Below are 12,948 nucleotides of genomic sequence, written 5' to 3' on the forward strand. Positions count from 1 at the left end.
ACTGCGACGATATGCGGGCTCTCATCCTGGTTTTCGGCATCGTGGGCACGGTTCTGTTCGGATCGGCCTTCGTGCTCTCGTTTTCCTCGCCATTGCTGGTCGAGAACCTGGGCAAGGAGATCATCCGCATCGAGATCGAGCACAGGCTGGGCACCCAGCTGGACACGCTGACAGGCTCGCGCATGGCGGACCTGGCCCAGAAAGCGCTTGGCAGGACAGATAGCGAGATCGCCGCAGTGCGGCGCGAGATCGAGGCAGGCATTCCCGACAAGGTGGCCTCGGTCATGACCGACATGCGCCGTGCTGACTGCGAATGCCGCAAGCGCAATGCCGTCTACATGCAGCAGCGCCAAGCCACCCAGCTGGCATCGCTGATCCAGATGCGCGCCCGGCTGGTGGAATTCATCGAGTCGGCCTACCACCAGACCACGGCCAGCCTGCTGCGGGAGTTCAGGATCTTCACTGCGTCCAATGCGCTGGTGTTTCTGGCCCTGACCGGCGTGACGGCGCGACGCAGGCGGGCGGGGCTGCAGCTGGCACTGCCCGCCATCGTGCTGGTGACCGCCTCAGCGGTGACTGCCATGCTGTATCTGTTCGCACAGGACTGGCTGCACACCATTGTGTTTGGCAGCTACATCGGCCTGGCCTACATGGCCTATCTGGCCTTTGCCATCGCGCTGCTGTGCGACATCGCATTCAACCGGGCACGCGTGTGCACACGGGCCATCAACGGCCTTGCGTCGTCTTTTGGCTCGGCATTCGAGGTCTTGCCTTGTTGAGCCCACGGCCCCACTTGCCCCGGCACCACGGCCTCCATAGCCCTCCCCACCCGCCACCACAATCCGCCCCTTGCCCGCACGCTTGGCCGCGTGGGCACCGAAGGTGCGCGCATGCTGCTGCAATGGATGCGCGCAGAGGCCGGGGAATCGCCAAGCCTGGATCTGGGTCATGAGCTGGTGGTGCGACAAAGCAATTGACTGGCTGATGCCTGGCTATCCATTCGCATATTGAGATAGAGTTCGGCGGCTTGGCCATTCCCGCCCAAGCCATTCTTCTCCACTGCACCTGTGCAATGGAGATTTTTCATTTCAATCCATCTTCAAAGAACATGAACACCATTGCATTGGGAGGACGCCTGCGACCGCAAGGCCCAATCCGGACTCGCCGGATCATGGCCGCCTTGCTGGCTGCGAGCGCTGTACTGTGTGTGCCGAACGGAGCATCGGCGGCCGAGAACGATGCACTATCTGCCTCTCTGGCTGCATTCGGTGATGCCGCTGCGGCAAGACGCCTGGAGGACCAGATCGCGGATCTTGTGAAAAAGCGCAATCAGGCGGGCATGACCAAGCTGGTGGGGCAGATCGCGCAGAACGACGGGGCTTTCATGGAAAAGATGGACAGCCTGACGCAGGCCAAAAGCCGCGTTCCAGATCCTGAAATGACCAGGATTGCCATGGCCCTGGGCCCTGGGCCCTTGCCAGTTTTCATCTCAGAAAAATGGCCTTCGCCCTTGCCGATGGTCAGGCAAAGCCCATCATTCGCAATGGGGTGATCATGATTGATGGCACGCACATGGACGATATGTATGCCGAGCAAATGTCGCGCTGTGAAAGGCTGGCCAAGCAGCCCATGCGGAAAATCAAGATAGGCTCCATGTGCTCCGTCAATGGCTCGGGCTGCGACGAGGATCCGGATATGGATTGAAGAGGCCGAGCGCTGAAAAGCGAAAGCAAGAAAAGAAAAGGCCGGGTCTGCCGCCCGGCCTTTGGTGACCGCCCCGGCGATGACTTTGGGTTCGGCATTCAAGGCCTTGCCTTGTTGAGCCCACGGCCTCCTCCGCCCAGACAACTGCCGCAATCACAACGGCGGCATAGCCCCCAAGTCCCTACCCGCCCGCCACCACCACCCTCCCCTTGCCCGCGCGCTTGGCCGCATACATGGCCTCGTCGGCGCGCTGCAGCAGCTGGGTGGTGTTTTCCCGGGCGGCATTGAGGGCGATACCGATGCTGGCGCCGACCTGGACGGTGGCACCGTTTTCCAGGCGGATGGGCTGGCAGATGGAGGCCAGGCAGCGCTGCATGGCCTGAAGGGCGTCGTTGGCCGAGGCCAGTTCGCCCAGCAGCAGCACGAATTCGTCTCCACCCATGCGGGCCACGCAGTCGGTTTCGCGGGCCTGGGTGGTGAGGCGGCGGGCGACGATGCGCAGCACTTCGTCGCCGGCATCGTGGCCTTCGGTATCGTTGATCTGCTTGAAGCCGTCCAGATCCATGAAGCAGACGGCCAGTTGCCCCGGTCCGCAGGCCTGGGCCAGTTGGCGCTGCAGCCGGGCCTGCAGTGCGCGGCGGTTGGCCAGTCCGGTCAGCACGTCGTGCAGCGCCTGGTGCTGCGCGGCTTGCTCGTCACGCTTGAGCGCGTCTATGTCCACGAAGACCCAGATCGATTCGCCGTCGGCCAGGCCTGCGCCGCTGACATCGACCCAGAGCAGGCTGCCATCGCTGGTCTTCAGCTGCATCTGGGCATGGCATTTGCCGCTGGAGCGCAGTGCGCCATAGGCCAGCTCGCCGGAGCGTTCATAGGTTTCCTCATCCGGGTAGAGGATGCGCGCCGAGGTGCCCTGCAGCTCGCCGGCCGGGCGCTTGAGCATGCGCTGCAGGGCCTGGTTGGTCCACAGCAGCCGGCGCTCGCGCAGGCGGGCGATGCCGATGAGGTCGTTGTCCATGAACAGTTCCTGCTGGCGCAGCAGCTCGGCAAGCCGGATGCGCGCCACGCGCTCGCGCTGCTGCAGCAGGTAGAGGCTGACCGAACCCAGCGCGATCAGTGCCATGCTGAGACCCGTGAGTGCCCAGGCGCGCCAGGCCGAAGCACGCCATGCGGCCAGGTAGCTTTGTGTGCCCAGGCCCGTGAAGACGGTCAGGGGATAGCCGGCCAGCCGCTGGTAGGCCGTGATGCGCTCCACGTCGTCCATCACCGTGGGCGTGATGTACCAGCCGCTGTCCCGGTTGCCGGCCAGGGCATGGTGGTACTCGCTGGAGACCGCAGAGCCGCCAATGCCGGCCACCGACCACGGATCGGCCGCCGAGTAGCGGGCCACCAGCAGGTCCTTGTCCGAGCGCAGCGCAATGGCGCTGTCGGGCCCGAAGGCCTGGCGACGAAACAGCGACTGGAAATGCGTGGCCGAGACCACGGCATAGACGATGCCCTTGAAATCCCCGTCCCCGGACTGCAGCCGGCGTGCCATCACGATGGCCCATTTGTTGAAGGAATGGCTGACCAGCGGATCGGAGATCACCATGCGGTCGGAGTGGCGCGCGCGCTCGAAGTAGCTGCGGTCGGCCACGGAAAACGGTGGCTCTTCCTCGTTGGCCGTCAGCAGCACCTGGCCCTTGGCGTCGGTCACGCGCAGCGCGGTGACAAAGGGCAGCAGGGCACGCTGCTCCTGCAGGATTTCATAGAGGGCGAGGGCCGCCACATCGTCGCCGTCCAGGCCCCGGCTGCGGTAGCGGCCTGCCACGGTGGCCAGGGCGTTGTCCACCAGCCGCATCTCGGCCGTCAGCTCCAGGCTCAGGCTGCGGGCCTGGTTCTGGGTGACAGCCACGCCCAGGTCCAGGTCGGCCTGGTGGTTGGCGCGCAGGCTCAGCCAGGTGGCCAGGCCCAGCAGGCCGGCGACCAGCAGGTTGCCAAGCACCAGGCGCCGCAGCACCTTGTCAGAAAGAAGCGTCTTCATGGCGCCGGGTGTCCCTTTCCGTCTGGCTGGATGAGCGTCCGGGTGGATGGAGCCGCACATTTTTAGCACAAGGACGGGACGATCCAGACAAGGTTTTGACCGATGGCAACGGCGCTCGCGCCGCTGGCGTACCTTCACCTCCGCAAGAATGGTCGCTGCCTGGGCCAGGGCGGGGGCCGCTGCGCAAAGGCCTGTTGCGCCGGCCACCTGAGAAAGTGCAGAGCCGTCATGCAGCCTGCAGGATCTGCCGCAGGTCGGCCGCGCAGTCCTGCGCGTCCTGCTCATGGCGGAACGCCACGCGCAGCCGGCCCTCGGGATCGAAGACATAGGTGATGGCCGAGTGGTCCATGGTGTAGGACGCACCCGTGGGCACCTTCTTGTAGAAGACCTTGAATTCCCTGGCGACCTCGGCCGTCTGCGCCTCGTCACCGCGCAGCGCGACAAAGCCGGGATCGAAGGCGCCCACATAGGCCTTGAGCACCTCGGGCGTATCGCGCTCGGGGTCGATAGTGATGAAGGCCACGGCCAGGCGCTGGCCATCGGGTCCCAGCAGCTGGCGTATTTCCAGGGCGCGCGTCAGCGCCGTGGGGCAGACATCGGGGCATTGGGTGAAGCCGAAAAAGACCATCAGGGCCTGGCCCTTGAAGTCGGCCAGCGTGCGCTCGCGGCCATCGGCATCGCGCAGGCGGAAGTCCCGGCCGTACTGGGCGCCGGTCAGGTCTATGCCCTTGAACGGTACGGCGGCGGGCTTGCAGCCGGCCAGCAGCGCCAGTGCGGCCAGGCCGCCGCCAAGGCAGGCACGGCGAGACAGGGCGACGGAAGCAACGGATGGGAGGGTCGAAGAAAAATCGGCGGCGCGCTGCGGCGCCGCATGGCAATCGAAACGGAACATGGCATCCCTGCGTGGAATCTTGGCGAAGCCGCACCGCCAAGGCTGCGCCCGGCAGGTGCGGCAATGTTCTGAGACAGGCCAGCGGCCAGACAGCGCGGGACAGCGCTGCAAGCAGCCAAGGGCTCAGGCGATCAACAGCAACAAGGGAGGCCCGCGCGGCGGCAGCGGCGCGCCGACCAGGGAGGCAATGCGGGCAGAGACGATGGGCTGCAGCGCGCGGCCCATCGGCTGCAGTTGCGCCCAGGAGGGAGGGACATGCGCCGGCGGCGGCGTCACCGCCAGGCACAGAGGGCAGTCCAGCGAATGCTGGGCAGACACCGCCTGTCCTTCTTCACCGTTGACCACGACCAGCCTGACGCTGCCGCCAGCCGTGCAGACCAGCTCCATGGCCTGGGGGTGCACCAGGGGCGATGCAATGGCCAGGCCCAGCGTCAGCGCGAACCACGCCATGACCAGGCGGGCCAGTGGGACGGAGTCGCGCAGGGCTTGCATGGCTGGGGATTATGGGGGCAGGCCGTCACAGGGCCACGCCGACCTCGTCGCAGGCGGCCCAAAACCCGGCCGGGTCGCGCACCTGAAAGCGCTGTCCGCCGCGACGCGCCTGCACGATGCGGTCCAGCCGGAAGGTGCGCACGCCCTCGCGCTCGCAGTCCCAGGCCAGCAGGTACCAGAACGGCCAGGCCAGCAGCAGACATTGCGGCTCCACCACGCGCTCGCTGCGGCGCTGGCGTCCGTCCAGGTAGGTCAAGGCCAGCATCCATTGCTGTGCAAATGCCTGGTAGACGCTGGCGCGCGCCTCCACGCCCTGCGCACGCTCGCGCCGCGAAGCCTGGACTTCGACGGACACCGGCGAGGCCACGCGGATGCGCTGGCGCAGTTGCGCGATATCTGCGCGATCGGCCGGCGCAAAGCAGCGCGCGAACTGGCGGCGCAGTTCGCCATGACGCCCCGCCAGCGACAGGCCCAGGGCTTCCGACAGCGCCAGGGACATCAGCAGCTCCAGTGCGTCGTCACCCCGCAGGGTCACGCGGCCGGAGGGCCAGCGATGGACCACGCGGACACCGCCGCCCCTGCCCGAGGAGCTGTCCAGCTCCCAGCCCTGCTGCCTGAGCAACGACAGGTCGCGCGCCAGCGTGCGCTGGCTGACGCCCAGTTCCTCGGACAGCGCCGCCACGCCGTGCACGGCGCCATCGGACAGGCGCTGGGAAAGGGCGTCAAGCCGGGACAGACGGGCGGGCAGCGTGCGCGGTTTCATGGCCGGCATCATGGCGCAATTGACAGCCATTGAATGGCAGCGATGCAGGGACCATGGGCGGCATGTTCAATCCACGGAGAAATGCCATGCAAGTCATCGAATGGGCAGCGTTCAGCCTGCTGCCCGGTGTGACGGAAAACACCCTGCTGCAAGCCGCCAGCGCCATGCAGCACCAGTTCCTGGATGTGCAGGGCGGATGCCTGTCACGCCATCTGGTCCAGCTGGGCCAGGGGCGCTATGCGGATGTCGTCACCTGGCAATCACAGGAGGCTGCCCGTGCCGCCCTGGCGCAGGCCGGCCGGTCGGCTGCCTGCGCGGCCTACTTCGGGCTGATGCGCGTGGAGCATCCTCCCTTGCTGGGCGCCAGCGTGTTCAGCCACGGCGGGGAACATGGACTGCCGCAGGGCATGGAGTTCTCGTTGTTCCGGCTGCGCCCCGGCGCCGATTCCCATGCCTTGGCCGCCGCCGCGCACCGCATGGCCGATGGCCTGTACCGGAATGAGCCCGGCTTCACGGCCCATGGCGTGATGCGCAGCGCCCACGACCCCGGCCTGTATGCCGACGTGGTGCTGGCCGATAGCGCCGGCCGCGCCCACCAGCTGTGCAGCAAGTGGGGCCAGGGGCCGTTCGATCCGGCCTGCCAGGACTATCTGGAACTGATCGCGCCGGGGTCGGCACAGCTGCAGTTCTGGGACAGGGTGGCCTGAGCGCTGCCATCGCCGCGCCTTGGCCGGATGCCGGATATGCGTGGTATCCGTATCCGCCAGCCTGCACCGGCCATCCCATAATCGCCTTTTCCCCAAGCAGTGACCGCCATGTCGAAACTCCATGTTGTGCAGCAGGGCCAAGGCCCGGCCCTCGTTCTGAGCCACGCGCTCGGTTGTGACCTCCAGATGTGGGACGGCGTGGCCCAGGCCCTGCAAGACCGCTTCACCGTGGTGCGCTACGACCACCGGGGCCATGGCCGCTCGCCCGCCATCGGCGAGGCCTTCGACATGAACGACCTGGCAGACGACGCCGCTGGCGTGATCGAGGCGCTGGGCCAGGGGCCGGTGCACTTCGTGGGCCTGTCCATGGGCGGCATGACGGCCCAGGCCCTGGCCGCGCGCCATCCGGCGCTGGTGCGCAGCATCACCATCGCCAATTCGGCCAGCTACTACGACGAGGCCGCGCGCGCAGGCTGGCAAGCGCGCATTGCCACGGTGCGCGCCCAGGGCGTGGCCGCGATTGCCGATGGCGCCATGCAGCGCTGGTTCACGCCCGAATTCCGCGCCGGGCAGGCCGCCCGAGTGGCAGCCTTGCGCGCCGGGCTGGAGGCCACGGCGGCCGCGCCCTATGCGGCGGCCTGTGCGGCCGTGGGCGGCATCGATCTGCGCGAGAGCAACCGGCGCATCGCCTGCCCCGCGCTGGTCATTGCAGGCAGCCGCGACGAGGCCACGCCCCCTTCCCTGTCCGAAGACATGCAGGCGCAGATTCCGGGCGCGCAGCTGGTGTCGTTGCCCGCCGCGCATTTGAGTGCCGTGGAAATGCCGGTGGAATTTGCGCAGTTGGTGAGCGACTTTGTCGCGCAGATCCGCTAGATCTGCCGTCCTGCCCGGACGAAATGGTCGCTGAGCGACGCCGCTAGCAGGCCGGCATCACGGCCGGCAGATCAACTCCGCCACGTCCATCAGCAAGGCCTCATCGATCTGCTCGCGCAGGTCCACGGCCAGCCTGCGCCGGTAGAACACGCCCAGGTCCAGGCCCACGCCCAGCGCGCGGATCTGAACATCGCCCGCGCGCTCGTGCCGGGCGATGACCTGGCGCAGGTGCTGGTCCAGGTAGTGCTCGTCGTTGGCCTGGTGCGTGGCCGTGTCCATGGGGCAGCCGTCCGAGATGACGAGCAGGATGCGGCGCTGCGCGGGCCGCGCCAGCAGCCGCTCGCAGGCCCATTCCACGGCCTCGCCGTCCACGCCCTCGCGAAAGAGGTCGGGCCTGCGCAGCGCGGCAACGCCGTGGCGGGCGTGGCGCCAGGGTTTGGCGGCATCCTTGAAGACGATGTGCAGCCGCTCGTTGAGCCGGCCCGGGATGTAGGGCTGGCCCGCGCGCTGCCAGTCGCGGCGGGCGCGGCCGCCGTTCCAGGCCTGGGTGGAAAAGCCCAGCACGTCCACCGGCACGCCGGCCATGGACAGCGCGCGGCCCAGCAGGTCCACCAGCAGGGACAGCGGGCGCGCATGCGCCTTCATCGAGCCCGAGCAGTCCAGCAGGATGGCCACGGCCGCATCGCTGACGAAGCGCGGCAGCTCGTTCCTGAAGATGGCGCGCTGCTGCGGATCGCTGACCAGTTGCGCCAGCCGGCTTGCATCCAGGTGCCCATCCTCCAGGCCGAACTGCCAGCCGTCGTGGCGCGGCACGGCCAGGCGCTGCTGCAGGTGGCGGGCCAGCCGGCCTGCGTGCAAGCCGCTGCGTGCCAACTCTTCGTCCATCTGCTCGCGGAACTCGGCCAGTTGCGCGGCGCGGATCAGCTCGGTGGCCTGCGCCTCGCGGTCATAGGCGCGCGTGAACACGCGGTAGCTGTGGGCCGAGCCGGCCCAGGCGCGGCTGTCGCCGCTGAGCGCCACGGGCGGCGCATCCAGGCTTTGCGATTCAAAGTGCAGCGGCAGCGCGAAGCTGCCCCGCCGGCGCGGCCCGCCAGCGCCGCGCGGCGCCTCCTCCTGGGCTGACCGCACGGCCTGGCCCACCCAGCGGCTGATGGCCAGGGCCGGCGCAATGAAGGCCTGCTGGTCCTGCCGGTGGCGGCGCAGCAGGGCCCACTGCGCGCCCAGTTGCGCCGACAGGCCGGCGCGCGTGGCCTCGGCCAGGTCGGCCAGGGCATCGGGCGGCTCATGGCCGCTCAGGCGGCTCCAGGCGGTCAGCGCCACGGTGAACAGCAGGATGCCCAGGCTGCTTTCGGTCAGGCCCGAATCGGCAAAGGCCTGGCTCCAGTGCACAAAGCGCGCATGCAGGTTGGCGCGCGCGCCGGGCCATTCCTCGGGCGCCAGGCTTTCCACGCGCAACTGCTCCAGCAGTTCGAACACCAGCCGCTCCACCGGGTCGCCGGGCAGGTGGCGCGCGTGCAGCGCGGCATCGCTCAGGCGCAGGCGCAGGCTGGCGCCGTCGAGCAGGCCGCGCTGGTCGGCCAATCGGGCCGGCACATCGGCCTGGTGGGCCGCTGCCAGCACCACGGGCGCCGTGCCCCGGTACAGCGTCTGCCCGCTCCATTGCAGCGAGGCATCGCCCGCCATGGCGCGCAGCAGCGCGCCGCCCCAGGCCTCCATGCGCGCCAGCGAGGGGGATGCCTCAGCAGGCATGGGCGGGCTCGTCGCGCAGCGCCAGTTCCTGGCCGAAGCAGCGCTGGAAGTACTCGGCCACGATGGCCCGCTCGGCCGGCTCGCACTTGTTGAGGAAGGACAGCTCGAAGGCCAGCCGCAGGTCATGGAAGATCTGCGCGTTCTCGGCCCAGGTGATGACGGTGCGCGGCGACATCAGCAGCGACAGGTCGCCCACCGCAAAGCCCTTGCGCGTGAGCGCGGCCAGCGCCACCATGGCGGCCACCTGCTCGCGCCCCTGCGGCGTGGCCAACTGCGGCACGCGCGCCAGCACGATGGCGGCTTCCTCGGCCGGTGCCAGGTAGTCCAGGCTGGTGACCAGGTTCCAGCGGTCGAGCTGGGCGTGGTTGAGCATCTGCGTGCCGTGGTACAGGCCGCTGAGGTTGCCCTGGCCCAAGGTGTTCATGGTGGCGAAGAGGCGGAACTGCGCATGCGGCTGGAGCACGCGCTTTTGGTCCAGCAGGGTGAAGCTGCCCTCGCGTTCGAGCACGCGCTGGATGACGAACATCACGTCGGGCCGGCCCGCGTCGTATTCATCGAAGACCAGGGCCACGGGCCGCTGCAGCGCCCAGGGCAGGATGCCTTCCTGGAACTGCGTGACCTGGCGGCCCTCCTGCAGCACGATGGCGTCCTTGCCCACCAGGTCCAGCCGGCTGATGTGGCCGTCGAGGTTGACGCGCACGCAGGGCCAGTTCAGCCGCGCCGCCACCTGCTCGATATGGGTGGACTTGCCCGTGCCGTGCAGCCCCTGGATGACCACGCGCCGGTTGTGCGCAAAGCCCGCCAGGATGGCCAGCGTGGCCTGCGGGTTGAAGCGGTAGGCCGGGTCCACGGCCGGCACATGCTCGCTGCGTTCGGCAAAGGCCGGTACCTGCATGTCGGTGTCCAGGCCGAAGGTCTCGCGCACGCCAAGCGTGCGCGTGGGATGCATCAGGGTCAGCTCAGTCATCGTCAGGGGCTCCCGGGGGGACTTCGTCGTTGATGCGCGCAATCGCCTCGGCCGCCGCGCGCAGTTGGGGAAGAAAGGACAGCGCCCGCTCGCGCGGGAAACGCATGATGGGCGCCTGCACGGCCAGCCCCATGTTCGAGGGGCCGCCCTGGATGGAGGGCACGAGTACGCCCAGACACAGCAGGCCGGGAAGGAATTCCTCGTTGTCGAAGGCATGGCCCTGGGCGCGCACCTGGTCCAGCTCGGCGTCCAGCGCGTCGAAGGCCGTCAGCGTGTTGGCCGTGAAGCCTTCCAGCGGCACGGCCGACAGCAGCCGCCTGCGCTGCGCGGGCGCCATCTGGCTCAGGAACAGCTTGCCCGTGGCCGAGCAATGGGCCGGCACGCGCGAGCCCGGGTGCAGATAAAAGCGCAGCGGCGCGGGCGTCTCCACGCGGTCCAGGTACAGCACCTCGCTGCCCGAGAAGGCGGTGATGTTGCAGCTCTCGCCGATGTCGCGCACCAGTTGCGCCAGCACCGCGTGGCGTGCGCCGTGCGTGGTGTTGTTGAGCAGCACGCTCTCAGCGAGCCGCATCAGGCGCCGGCCCGTGCCGTAGTGCCGGCCATTGCCCTCGCGCTGCAGGATGCCCGCGCCTTCGAGCTGCTGGAGCATGCGGTGCATGGTGGGCTTGGGCAGGCCTGTCTCCTCGACCATGGTCTGCAGCGTGAAGGGCTCGTTCTTCTGCGCAATGGCCTCCAGCAGCGCGAACAGCCGCAGGTTGGGGGTATCGCCATCGATACGGGCAGGGACAGGGTCTCGGGTGTTCATGGTGTTGGCCATCATATGGTTTTCAATTTTTCGAGTCAATTTGTTCCGAAAAAAGAAATTTGTTTGACATCCAGGCGAAATCACACCTAGACTTGCGCCGTAATTTCTTTTTTCGGAACTTAAAGTTCCATTTTCAAGGAGACAACATGACTGCAGCCAACAATCGTACGGTGGTCGAAGGCGTCCAGAAGATGACCCCTTCCGAAGCCTTTGTGGAGACCTGCGTGGCCAACGGCGTCACGGAGATGTTCGGCATCATGGGCTCGGCCTTCATGGATGCCATGGACATCTTCGCGCCCGCCGGCATCCGCCTGATCCCCGTGGTGCACGAGCAGGGCGCGGCCCACATGGCCGACGGCTATGCGCGCGTCTCGGGCCGCCACGGCGTGGTGATCGGCCAGAACGGCCCCGGCATCAGCAACTGCGTGACCGCCATTGCTGCCGCCTACTGGGCCCACAGCCCCGTGGTCATGATCACGCCCGAGACCGGCACCATGGGCATGGGCCTGGGGGGCTTCCAGGAAGCCAACCAGCTGCCCATGTTCCAGGAGTTCACCAAGTACCAGGGCCATGTCTGCAACCCCAAGCGCATGGCCGAGTTCACGGCCCGCTGCTTTGACCGCGCCATCTCCGAGATGGGCCCCACCCAGCTGAACATTCCGCGCGACTACTTCTATGGCGAAGTGCAGTGCGAAATCCCCAAGCCCATGCGCGTGGAACGCGGCTCGGGCGGCGAAAACAGCCTGCGGGCCGCCACGGAACTGCTGGCCACGGCCAAGTTCCCCGTGATCCTGGCCGGCGGCGGCGTGGTCATGGGCGATGCGGTCGAGGAGTGCAGGCAGCTGGCCGAGCGCCTGGGCGCCCCCGTGGTCACGGGCTATCTGCGCAATGACGCCTTCCCCGCCAAGCACCCGCTGTGGGCCGGCCCGCTGGGCTACCAGGGCTCCAAGGCCGCGATGAAGCTCATCGCCCAGGCCGACGTGGTGATCGCGCTGGGCTCGCGCATGGGCCCCTTCGGCACCCTGCCCCAGCACGGCATGGACTACTGGCCCAAGAACGCCAAGATCATCCAGGTCGAAGCCGACCACACCAACCTGGGCCTGGTCAAGAAGATCTCGGTGGGCATCCACGGCGACGCCAAGGCCGTGGCACGCGAGCTGGGCCGCCGCCTGCAGGGCCAGACCCTGGCCTGCGACGCCACCAAGGCCGCGCGCGCCGACACCATCGCCACCGAGAAGGCGGCCTGGGAGAAGGAGCTGGACGAGTGGACGCATGAGCGCGACCCCTACAGCCTGGACATGATCGAAGAGGCCAAGGGCGAGCGCACGCCCACGGGCGGCCAGTACCTGCATCCGCGCCAGGTGCTGCGCGAGCTGGAAAAGGCCATGCCGCCGCGCGTGATGGTCTCCACCGACATCGGCAACATCAACTCCGTGGCCAACAGCTACCTGCGCTTCGACGAGCCGCGCAGCTTCTTCGCGCCCATGAGCTTCGGCAACTGCGGCTATGCCCTGCCCACCATCATCGGTGCCAAGTGCGCGGCGCCCGACCGCCCGGCCATCGCCTACGCCGGCGACGGCGCCTGGGGCATGAGCATGGTGGAGATCATGACCGCCGTGCGCCATGACATTCCCGTCACGGCCGTGGTCTTCCACAACCGCCAGTGGGGCGCCGAGAAGAAGAACCAGGTGGACTTCTACAACCGCCGCTTCGTGGCCGGCGAGCTGGAAAGCGAGAGCTTCGCAGCCATTGCCAGCGCCATGGGCGCCGAGAGCATCGTGGTCGACCAGATCGAGGACGTGGGCCCGGCGCTGAAGAAGGCCATCGACCTGCAGATGAACCACGGCAAGACCTGCGTGATCGAGGTGATGTGCACGCGCGAACTGGGTGACCCGTTCCGCCGCGATGCGCTCTCCAAGCCCGTGCGCTTCCTCGAAAAGTACAAGGACTTTGTCTAACCCCCTGAGGCGCTGACG

13 protein-coding genes are annotated in these 12,948 nt (G+C 67.8%); 6 read left to right on the forward strand and 7 right to left on the reverse strand.

Annotation, left to right across the window (positions count from 1 at the left end; translation table 11 throughout):
• Nucleotides 1–11 precede the first annotated feature (11 nt).
• The 3 genes from ACF8LI_RS17530 (at nt 12) to ACF8LI_RS17540 (ending at nt 1,704) form a co-directional block, all read left to right on the forward strand.
• The gene (locus ACF8LI_RS17530; protein WP_047468000.1) at nt 12–779 is read left to right on the forward strand and encodes a hypothetical protein; all 768 of its coding nucleotides are present in this window, start codon (nt 12–14) and stop codon (nt 777–779) included.
• 248 nt (nt 780–1,027) lie between these two features.
• On the forward strand, nt 1,028–1,552 hold the full coding sequence (locus ACF8LI_RS17535; RefSeq protein ID WP_392413588.1) for a hypothetical protein: 525 nt from the start codon (nt 1,028–1,030) through the stop codon (nt 1,550–1,552).
• Nucleotides 1,553–1,554: 2 nt separating this feature from the next.
• Nucleotides 1,555–1,704, forward strand: a complete 150-nt coding sequence (locus tag ACF8LI_RS17540) for a hypothetical protein (RefSeq protein WP_392413590.1) — start codon at nt 1,555–1,557, stop codon at nt 1,702–1,704.
• Between the two features lie 181 nt (nt 1,705–1,885).
• On the opposite strand, the gene ACF8LI_RS17545 is transcribed toward ACF8LI_RS17540, so the two are convergent.
• The 4 genes from ACF8LI_RS17545 to ACF8LI_RS17560 form a co-directional block, all read right to left on the reverse strand.
• The gene (locus ACF8LI_RS17545) at nt 1,886–3,724 is read right to left on the reverse strand and encodes a diguanylate cyclase domain-containing protein (RefSeq protein ID WP_047325975.1); all 1,839 of its coding nucleotides are present in this window, start codon (nt 3,722–3,724) and stop codon (nt 1,886–1,888) included.
• Nucleotides 3,725–3,950: 226 nt separating this feature from the next.
• Entirely contained in the window at nt 3,951–4,616 is a 666-nt protein-coding gene (locus ACF8LI_RS17550) for an SCO family protein (RefSeq protein WP_034367807.1), read from the reverse strand.
• Nucleotides 4,617–4,739: 123 nt separating this feature from the next.
• Nucleotides 4,740–5,108: a DUF2946 family protein gene (locus tag ACF8LI_RS17555; protein ID WP_392413593.1), complete on the reverse strand. Its 369-nt coding sequence runs from the start codon at nt 5,106–5,108 to the stop codon at nt 4,740–4,742.
• A gap of 25 nt (nt 5,109–5,133) precedes the next feature.
• Nucleotides 5,134–5,871 (reverse strand): helix-turn-helix transcriptional regulator, encoded by a 738-nt coding sequence (locus ACF8LI_RS17560; protein WP_392413594.1) that lies wholly within the window; start codon nt 5,869–5,871, stop codon nt 5,134–5,136.
• An 86-nt stretch (nt 5,872–5,957) separates the two neighbouring features.
• Here ACF8LI_RS17560 and ACF8LI_RS17565 point away from each other — a divergent pair, with 86 nt between their 5' ends.
• Nucleotides 5,958–6,578, forward strand: a complete 621-nt coding sequence (locus ACF8LI_RS17565; RefSeq protein ID WP_026063043.1) for a hypothetical protein — start codon at nt 5,958–5,960, stop codon at nt 6,576–6,578.
• A 108-nt stretch (nt 6,579–6,686) separates the two neighbouring features.
• A complete protein-coding gene (locus ACF8LI_RS17570; protein ID WP_126312787.1) occupies nt 6,687–7,451 on the forward strand; it encodes an alpha/beta fold hydrolase in 765 nt (254 codons plus the stop codon).
• Nucleotides 7,452–7,508: 57 nt separating this feature from the next.
• Here ACF8LI_RS17570 and ACF8LI_RS17575 read toward each other — a convergent pair whose 3' ends face one another.
• Genes ACF8LI_RS17575 through ACF8LI_RS17585 form a run of 3 tightly spaced genes read right to left on the reverse strand, consistent with a single transcriptional unit; the run spans nt 7,509 to nt 10,987 of the window.
• A complete protein-coding gene (locus tag ACF8LI_RS17575) occupies nt 7,509–9,200 on the reverse strand; it encodes a cobalt chelatase (RefSeq protein WP_392413596.1) in 1,692 nt (563 codons plus the stop codon).
• On the reverse strand, nt 9,190–10,167 hold the full coding sequence (locus ACF8LI_RS17580) for an AAA family ATPase (protein WP_013803829.1): 978 nt from the start codon (nt 10,165–10,167) through the stop codon (nt 9,190–9,192). The genes ACF8LI_RS17575 and ACF8LI_RS17580 overlap by 11 nt, the downstream gene beginning before the upstream one ends.
• Nucleotides 10,160–10,987, reverse strand: a complete 828-nt coding sequence (locus tag ACF8LI_RS17585) for an IclR family transcriptional regulator (protein WP_016450076.1) — start codon at nt 10,985–10,987, stop codon at nt 10,160–10,162. Before ACF8LI_RS17585 ends, ACF8LI_RS17580 begins: the two co-directional genes overlap by 8 nt.
• A gap of 131 nt (nt 10,988–11,118) precedes the next feature.
• Between ACF8LI_RS17585 and xsc the strand changes: the two genes are divergently transcribed.
• On the forward strand, nt 11,119–12,930 hold the full coding sequence (gene xsc, locus ACF8LI_RS17590; RefSeq protein ID WP_392413598.1) for a sulfoacetaldehyde acetyltransferase: 1,812 nt from the start codon (nt 11,119–11,121) through the stop codon (nt 12,928–12,930).
• The last annotated feature ends 18 nt before the right edge of the window (nt 12,931–12,948 follow it).

This window comes from Delftia sp. WSY_12 (assembly GCF_043104645.1).
Classification (GTDB): Bacteria; Pseudomonadota; Gammaproteobacteria; order Burkholderiales; family Burkholderiaceae_C; genus Comamonas; species Comamonas tsuruhatensis.

Bases quoted from the DNA above. Each gene is read 5' to 3' on its own strand.
- ACF8LI_RS17530 (WP_047468000.1), top strand. From the start codon at position 12: ATGCGGGCTCTCATCCTGGTTTTCGGCATCGTGGGCACGGTTCTGTTC.
- ACF8LI_RS17540 (WP_392413590.1), top strand. From the start codon at position 1,555: ATGATTGATGGCACGCACATGGACGATATGTATGCCGAGCAAATGTCG.
- ACF8LI_RS17545 (WP_047325975.1), bottom strand. From the start codon at position 3,724: ATGAAGACGCTTCTTTCTGACAAGGTGCTGCGGCGCCTGGTGCTTGGC.
- ACF8LI_RS17550 (WP_034367807.1), bottom strand. From the start codon at position 4,616: ATGTTCCGTTTCGATTGCCATGCGGCGCCGCAGCGCGCCGCCGATTTT.
- ACF8LI_RS17555 (WP_392413593.1), bottom strand. From the start codon at position 5,108: ATGCAAGCCCTGCGCGACTCCGTCCCACTGGCCCGCCTGGTCATGGCG.
- ACF8LI_RS17560 (WP_392413594.1), bottom strand. From the start codon at position 5,871: ATGAAACCGCGCACGCTGCCCGCCCGTCTGTCCCGGCTTGACGCCCTT.
- ACF8LI_RS17565 (WP_026063043.1), top strand. From the start codon at position 5,958: ATGCAAGTCATCGAATGGGCAGCGTTCAGCCTGCTGCCCGGTGTGACG.
- ACF8LI_RS17570 (WP_126312787.1), top strand. From the start codon at position 6,687: ATGTCGAAACTCCATGTTGTGCAGCAGGGCCAAGGCCCGGCCCTCGTT.
- ACF8LI_RS17575 (WP_392413596.1), bottom strand. From the start codon at position 9,200: ATGCCTGCTGAGGCATCCCCCTCGCTGGCGCGCATGGAGGCCTGGGGC.
- ACF8LI_RS17580 (WP_013803829.1), bottom strand. From the start codon at position 10,167: ATGACTGAGCTGACCCTGATGCATCCCACGCGCACGCTTGGCGTGCGC.
- ACF8LI_RS17585 (WP_016450076.1), bottom strand. From the start codon at position 10,987: ATGATGGCCAACACCATGAACACCCGAGACCCTGTCCCTGCCCGTATC.
- xsc (WP_392413598.1), top strand. From the start codon at position 11,119: ATGACTGCAGCCAACAATCGTACGGTGGTCGAAGGCGTCCAGAAGATG.